Raw genomic sequence first — 6401 nt, forward strand, 5'->3', positions numbered from 1 at the left:
TTTACGATGAACAAGCAGCAAGCAATGAAAAGGGCTAAAGGCATGAGGAAGACAAAGAGCTGAAAGAGTAAAGTACCTTCCTTTTTTCTTTTCGAAACAAGTCGAAGATTGCGCTAAAATTTGGTGATATAATCAGACAGATGTCCAGAATAATTCAATTGGTGAGGTGCTTTAATGAGCTTTAGTGCAAATGTTTTTCGAGTGTTAATCGCATCCCCATCAGACGTTAAAGAAGAACGAGAAGCAATAAGAAACACAATTAACTTGTGGAATACAAAGAATGCAGAACACTACAATCTGATTTACCTTCCTACAATGTGGGAGACAAATACAACTCCACAACTAGGTGGTCGCCCTCAAGGAATGATCAATGAACAAATAGTCGATAAGTCGGATGTTTTAATTGGTGTTTTTTGGACTCGGATTGGATCGCCTACAGGAATAGCGGAATCTGGTACTATTGAAGAGATTGAACGATTTGTTGAATCAAAGAAACCCGCAACATTATATTTCTCGGACAAGTCAATCCCTCCAGATGTACTTAACATTGAGCAATATCAGAAGTTACAAGAATTTAAGCAAAAAATACGACCACAAGGATTAATGGGTAATTTTTCTACAACTGAAGATCTGGAGCGACAAGTTGATTTTTTATTGGATGAGCTTGCAAAGAAAACAGGGAGAGCGATACCTGATAATGCACCAATAGAAAAACCCGCAATTACAAGTCGAAAGCCAAATTTTGAAGTACTATTCAATAACATGAAGGAATTGAAACTCAAGCTGCCATCGGTATCATACAAGAAAGAGTTTCATGAACACATAGAATATGACGAAATTGAGGAATATTTACGAAAATATATAACTAGAGAAGAGGTAGAGGAGTACAACCGAAATATCCCGGAGCCAAATAGAGTAAAGGAATATAATGATAAACTTCGCACTTATCATTTGGTTAATGAACATCTATCAGATTTATTGGTAAGTGTAGTGAACACTGGTAATCTTAAGGCTAATAGTATTATCATAGACTTGATTTTTCCTCCAGAGGTTTGTGTTATTGAAAAAGGTGGCTCAAATGAATGGGAAAAGCCAGAGTGACCAGAAGACTTTCCAAAGAATCCTTTAGAGAAAGCCCACAATAAATATACTGAAAAACTAGTGGGAAGTTTTATTCCTAATATTTCCAGGGTAACTGAATTGGGTTATTCAATGATCAACCCAAACTATTCAAGCGTAAATTGGAGTCGTATAACCAAACTTAATGCTGTGAATCGTTTATGGGTCGAAGACAACGTAGTGACCATAAAAATTGACACATTAATTCACACTAGAAAAGTTGAGTTTGAGGATGATGTAGAAATTGTTGCTCTCAAAGATGGTAATTACTTTATAGATGTAGAGATTATATCAGAGGAATTGGAGGAGACAATTTATTTTAAAATTCCACTACTCATATCTAAAGAGTGAAATAAAAGACTCCCACGTATTGAGTAGGTGTTCTCAACGTGAGAGTCAGCAGAGAAGTTGTTACATCAATAAAGTTAACTAAAATATGCCATTGAGTCAATGTGAGGGAGATGCATAATCGGAAACTTAATTTCAGTACCTACCGACATGGAGGGTACTGTTTTTTCTGTTTATCAGTTCGAAATGGGCAATCACTAGTATGAGCTAATTAGCTATGACTTTACCTAACGATGGTTTCTTGCTTTTGTATTGGGTATAGAAATGTACTGTGATAACTACAATCAAAGGAATTACATACAATGCGTGTTTGGTTACGAGTGAATGTATCAATATACCGAATGGAACAAGTATACCTACAATAGTCATCAGAATCTTGATTTTACCCATATTGCCTATGTATACATCGATAAACCATAAGGTAGCTTTGATGTAAAAGTTTGCAAGGGAAAGAACTAGCGCAACACAAAGCAGAAGCAAATCATAGTGACCAATGATATCTAACCAATCATGGGGGTTACTTTTAAAGATGTGATTGGCATAGAGACTGAATAACGTTGCACCAATACCAAACACTTTGCTAATACGCTTCATTTTTGGACTACCCTGTTTAAATATCTTAACTGTTTTTTGATGCTCTCCTTTTAAATTTACTTTTACAGTCATCCACTTATCACCTCTATTAGAGTTTACGTTTTTTCCTAATTATGGTTTTAACTTGTAGAGAATTGATTGCTCTCTTTCAAAAGTGAACAAAAAGAAAACAGACTTTTGAGGTCTGCTGATTGTTATGAGCTTTATTGTGTTTATCGTATCTTGTTACAGTTATCCTTGTGGGTTATCGCTATACATAATAATAGGAGGTTTTTTAGGGAGCGACATGCTATTTGCACCAGTGGAAACAACAACTAGAAAGCAAGCTAACACCAGTGAAACTCTTGAAATGACAGTTAAAAACTTCCTCATATGTTACCCCTCATTTCTTATCCCGAATTTAATAACATTATATACTTCATTCAATTTTTTCAGAAGTTCCAAATCCATATCTTTTTTTAATTCACAATGATGCATGTTTATCTCAACAGCGCAAGACATTATTTCTTCGATACGATTGATTTTTCCGTAATACACAATACTTTGTAGATAAGCATCCATGCCCTCATTGAAATGACCGCGACTAACAAGGAAGGCTCCTTTGTTTTTGTAATAATTCCCTATTCCTGAAAAGTTGTAAGCATTATTAAAATCAAAAGAGAAGTTTTGTTCCTCTGTGTTGATAATTTGTTTGATGGAGTTTACGTCATTAACGTTAAGTAATGCTTCTATTAGGTCGTTGACTCTATGGATTAGATTGTTCTTTGTCGCTTCCCCTACACACTCCCTGAGCAATGGAATTGCTTCCTGATAATGACCAGTCTTTGACAAGATAATTGCACGCAGATACTTGGAGCGTTCCATGATAAAACGGTATCCTAACTTTTCGTACATCTCTATATGGGATTCCATGTCTTCAAATTTGCCCAATCGCATATAGGAATTGCAAATAGCCAAGGCGATTCGTTCCTTTATTTCATTGTTTGTAGAATCCTCGGCATGTCCCATTTTTCCAAGTTCAATACACTGCTCATATTTTTTCAAGTCATGTGCATCAAATGACATTAAGTAGCAAAGGTTAACTCTCTCTTCATGACTCAAAAACTCTATGTAATACAATACCTCTTCCCCATAACGAAAGGTTTCTTCGAGGCGGTGTGGGTTATTTCTTTCGATACGATATCTATGAAATAAAGCTTTAGACATGTATGGCTGAATTCCACGAATCCGACAATATTGAGCAAGTTGGTTAAAGAGCACAAGTTTAATTTCAGTGCTTTCAACATTGAGAGCAGTATTGTACAGGATCTCTACTGAGTCCTCAGTTTTTTCTTTTGGATTTTCGAGTATACGGGAAACTATTTTTATAGTTAGGTCTTCGTTTGGGAGTTGAATAGCTTCGAGCAATAAATCGTGTAAGCTGCTGTTCCGTGTCTCATTAGAGATGTAAAGTTCGATTATCTCCTCATATTGTACATCCAAGGCTTCAAAGATGCGTAACAAGGTTATTAGTTCTGGTCGCTTTGTTTCACCATTTTCAATTCTTGATATAGAGCTTTTATTGACACCTGATTTTTCTTCTAGTTCAGAAAGAGTGAGGTTATTTTGGGTTCTGTACCGTAATATTATTTCGCCAATATGGTCTTCCACATTTTTCACTCAATTCACCGCTTTTCCATTTTATTACATTTACGAAAAGCATTATATCAATAGGAGTTAGAACTATCAAATGTAAGTATTCGATCTAATTCGACAATTCTTGGCTTTTGTAATTATTTTGTGTCGAACGTTGCATATATGGAAAAATACTCGTTATTACGCAACGACTGGTATTCTTTGGAAGAAGTGAGGTGATGCAATGGGGGTGAGTTAATGGTGAGAAGGTATGAAATGAGGAACGAAGACTTATTACAGAAGATTGATACCCTTCAATTCCAACTGAACGAAATTTTCAAACAGAAGGGAAGTCTAACTGACTTTGCTGTGTTGAAGGTGAGTCAAGAGCTTGATGATTACGTAGTGGAACATCAACGTAGAATGCGAGATGAAGTGTCAGGCAAAGAGAGCACCACCAGTAAAAGTCGAAGAGTAATCTGATTAAGGGGTACACCCAGCCAAACGGGAATTTACAACACCAAGCAGTGTTAATAGCTTTTGTTGGCAGTAGTTCTTTTGTACCATTTATCCAACTGGTAAATTGTGTAATTATAAAGGTAAACACATTAATTAAATTGGAGGTAAGAGCATGAAAAAGTCTACTAAAGTAGCTGCATTCCTACTGCTTGGGGCTGCTGTTGTTACAGGTGGTATTTGGACTTCCAACACCTATGCTTCGGTTAATGAAGAAAAAGAAGTGAAAGAAACGGTACAAATTTATTTGGAAGCTCTTGAGAACGGTGATGCATCAACTATGGCTAAATACACGATTGATGAGAGGTTTGACAATGATGAAAAGAAACTGAAAGTATACGAAAGTGCTGCTACTGAAAAGATGGATATAGATATGGATTCAGTATCGGTGGAAAAAATTGAAGATGAAAAAATGAGTGTTACGTTCCATTATACCAACAGACATGCTTCGGAAGATATAACTCTTCCAGTTGTAAAAGAAAATGATCAATGGAAAGTAGTTATTGAAAACACAAGATAGCTTACAACCAATAATCTTTTTCTAGGAGTTGAAGTAATGTACAAAACAATCAAAATACTAGCGTTAACGGCTATGTTATCCGTTGGCTCAATTATTAGTGCTCAAGCAGCTAATTTTGAACCATTGTCGTTTTCATCATTTGTAGAAGATTTCCCTGATGACTTTGCAGGTGGGGATAGTTTTACTACAGATGAATTCCAACCATCGAACGATACTGTAACTGTTCGATCACTACAAAAGGCTGACAGTGGTGCAGCTTCTATAACATATTCATTAGTGGAAGTAGGCACCATTAAGGATTACAAAGTTGATAGTGTCAAGCTTACTGGAAACACTTCTGGTAAAGCAATTAAAGACGTTCTTTCAAACGCGACATCTAATAACGTGTACTATATTCGCGCTAAAAACAATACTGATTCCTCTGTGATCACAATTGGTTCAGTTGGCGTATACGACAATTAAAAAAGAGGACAAGCCTTCCCATCTTAGAATAATTGCGAACACTCTTAGCGTAGTGTAACGTGATTTGCTGACGCCCTCTCAAAAGGGTAGCTCAAATACGTAACGATCATTTCATAGCCTAGACAAAGAATCCGGTAATTCCTTAGGCAAGGGACTACCGGATTTTTAGTGGTTTTCACGTTGAAGTTGAGATAACTGACGGCATGATGTAAATGCAGAACTCCAAGAGGTAACATTAGACAAACAGCAGCGGGAAGTCATAATTAACAAACTGGTTGAAACGGTTCCACCACTTAGAGTATCTGGAATATGAGAACATAATTAGGTCACTTTGGGGGAGTAAAGCGAATGAACATATAGTGCCTAAACAAGTAGTGCCCACATTTGGTGCGATGTCGGGACATTTGTAGGCACTACTTAGAAGGCTATGCATAATGCACATACTTTTTGATTTTGAAATCAATAACTAGACGAGAGTAGTAACGGTAGGGGGAACAACCTTGCAATCGGCTGATGAACTAGCGGATTTTTTGACTCCGGTTTACGATGAGGACGGGGATGTGATACCGTCTGGCTTTTTAACAGCGTCTGGTCTTGAATGGATAGACGAGGACTTTTTTGAAGTACATGAGGTACAGGATGCAGAGGCAAGAGCGGGCTTTTTCATGTATTTGGAAAGCGAATATGCGATGAATGCAACCCTCGATCGAAAAGAATGGCCGGAAAAGCTAACAGAGGAAATTGGCAAGTATCCACATGTCATTTTGCTGTACGGCAATGAATCACGGTACGGACCGATTAACGAAAAATTGTTCGATCTCACTGAGGGCGGCAGGCTAGAAAAAGATTCACCGCTGGTCCTGCTCGCGAAACTAGTATTTGAAACAGAAGAGCGGTAAGGAGCAGGGAGGAATACATAAGAGAGGAGAGAAAGATATGGCTTACCATTTCGCAGATTTGTATGATGCGGCTGAACTCGGAGACATCGAGCTCGTAAAAAAGATTGTGACGAAACAGCCGGAATTGCTGCATGAAAAGGATGAGTATGAGTTTTCCGTACTGCATGGCGCAGTGATGACGGACGATGTTGACCTCATAGCGTATTTAGTCGCACAAGGTGCAGATGTTCATGCGAAAAACGATGAGGGGATTACCCCATTGCACATCACGCTCTATCCAGAGGTTGCAGAGGCGCTCATCGCGCACGGTGCAGACATACATGCCAGTA

8 protein-coding genes and 1 pseudogene are annotated in these 6401 nt (G+C 37.7%); 7 read left to right on the forward strand and 2 right to left on the reverse strand.

Annotated features, from left to right (window positions below):
• The first annotated feature begins 174 nt into the window (after positions 1-174).
• Positions 175-1101, forward strand: a complete 927-nt coding sequence (locus HPY31_RS28335; protein WP_172143281.1) for a hypothetical protein — start codon at positions 175-177, stop codon at positions 1099-1101.
• Positions 1102-1161: 60 nt separating this feature from the next.
• Positions 1162-1470, forward strand: coding sequence for a hypothetical protein (locus HPY31_RS28680; protein ID WP_216675853.1), 309 nt, complete (start codon positions 1162-1164; stop codon positions 1468-1470).
• Positions 1471-1674: 204 nt separating this feature from the next.
• On the opposite strand, the gene HPY31_RS28340 is transcribed toward HPY31_RS28680, so the two are convergent.
• Positions 1675-2133 carry a hypothetical protein gene (locus HPY31_RS28340; RefSeq protein ID WP_172143282.1) on the reverse strand — a complete coding sequence of 153 codons (459 nt, stop codon included), beginning with the start codon at positions 2131-2133 and terminating at the stop codon, positions 1675-1677.
• A 303-nt stretch (positions 2134-2436) separates the two neighbouring features.
• Positions 2437-3711, reverse strand: coding sequence for a helix-turn-helix domain-containing protein (locus HPY31_RS28345; RefSeq protein ID WP_371811822.1), 1275 nt, complete (start codon positions 3709-3711; stop codon positions 2437-2439).
• Between the two features lie 240 nt (positions 3712-3951).
• Between HPY31_RS28345 and HPY31_RS28350 the strand changes: the two genes are divergently transcribed.
• From HPY31_RS28350 to HPY31_RS28370, 5 genes and pseudogenes are all read left to right on the forward strand, one after another.
• Positions 3952-4158 carry an aspartyl-phosphate phosphatase Spo0E family protein gene (locus HPY31_RS28350; RefSeq protein ID WP_238352097.1) on the forward strand — a complete coding sequence of 69 codons (207 nt, stop codon included), beginning with the start codon at positions 3952-3954 and terminating at the stop codon, positions 4156-4158.
• Positions 4159-4306: 148 nt separating this feature from the next.
• Positions 4307-4711: an Rv0361 family membrane protein gene (locus tag HPY31_RS28355; protein ID WP_172143285.1), complete on the forward strand. Its 405-nt coding sequence runs from the start codon at positions 4307-4309 to the stop codon at positions 4709-4711.
• Between the two features lie 36 nt (positions 4712-4747).
• Complete coding sequence (locus HPY31_RS28360) at positions 4748-5173, forward strand: hypothetical protein (protein WP_172143286.1); 426 nt, start codon at positions 4748-4750, stop codon at positions 5171-5173.
• Between the two features lie 491 nt (positions 5174-5664).
• Positions 5665-6072, forward strand: a pseudogene (locus HPY31_RS28365) (immunity 22 family protein); the annotation flags it as partial.
• Positions 6073-6109: 37 nt separating this feature from the next.
• The coding region (locus HPY31_RS28370; protein WP_172142872.1) for an ankyrin repeat domain-containing protein at positions 6110-6401 on the forward strand (292 nt) is incomplete at its 3' end.

Origin of the sequence: Brevibacillus sp. HB1.3 (assembly GCF_013186635.1) — a bacterium.
Classification (GTDB): domain Bacteria; phylum Bacillota; class Bacilli; order Brevibacillales; family Brevibacillaceae; genus Brevibacillus; species Brevibacillus brevis_D.